The following is a 1008-nucleotide window of genomic DNA, read 5'->3' as shown; positions in this document are numbered from 1 at the left end:
TCAGGTGCGAGCTCGACAGGTTCGACACCACCGTCTTGCCGCTCGGCAGACGCACGTGATACAGCGAGTACGCACCCATGTACGCGATGTCGGTCACCACGCCGCGCGCCCAGTTGTGATGCGAGCCGGGTCTTTCGCGGGACACGTGCACGCGTTCCGGGCGCACCGAGATGCCGACCGGCATGCCGAGCGGGCCCGTCACGCCGTGGCTCACGTACATGCGTGCCTCGAGGTCGTCGCTCTCGACGAAGATGTGATCGGGTTCGTCCTCGACCACGCGCCCTTCGAACAGGTTCGTCGAGCCGATGAACTCGGCCGAGAAGCGGCTGTTCGGGTATTCGTATACTTCGCCCGGCGTGCCGATCTGCACGATCTTGCCTTCGCTCATCACCGCGAGGCGGCTCGCCATCGTCATCGCTTCTTCCTGGTCGTGCGTGACCATCACGCAGGTCACGTCGACCTTCTCGATGATGTTCACGAGTTCGAGCTGGGTCTTCTGACGGATCTTCTTGTCGAGCGCGGACATCGGCTCGTCGAGCAGCAGCAGCTTCGGACGCTTCACCAGCGAGCGGGCCAGCGCGACGCGCTGCTGCTGGCCGCCCGACAGTTGATGCGGCTTGCGCTTCGCGTACTTGCTCATCTGCACGAGCGCGAGCGCGTCGGCCACGCGTTCCTTGATTTCGTTCTTCGGCGTGCCTTCCTGCTTCAGTCCGAACGCGACGTTCGACTCGACCGACATGTGCGGAAACAGCGCGTACGACTGGAACATCATGTTCACCGGCCGGCGGTACGGCGGCAGCGACGCGAGGTCCTCGCCGTCGACGAAGATCTTGCCGGAGGTGGCCGTTTCCAGCCCGGCGAGCATGCGCAAGAGTGTCGACTTGCCGCAGCCCGAACTGCCGAGCAACGCGAACAATTCGTTCTTCGCGATCGTCAGGTTGACGTTGTCGACGGCCGTGCTGTCGCCGAACTTCTTCACGACGTTTTCGATGCGCACGAAGGCGTCGT

1 protein-coding gene is annotated in these 1008 nt (G+C 63.7%); it reads right to left on the bottom strand.

Features of this window, described 5'->3' with window-relative positions:
- The coding region (locus tag ACV22W_RS33520; protein ID WP_448023817.1) for an ABC transporter ATP-binding protein at positions 1-1008 on the bottom strand (1008 nt) is incomplete at both ends.

This window comes from Burkholderia sp. AW49-1, from assembly GCF_053427845.1.
This window is presented reverse-complemented; position numbering and strand designations above follow the sequence as displayed.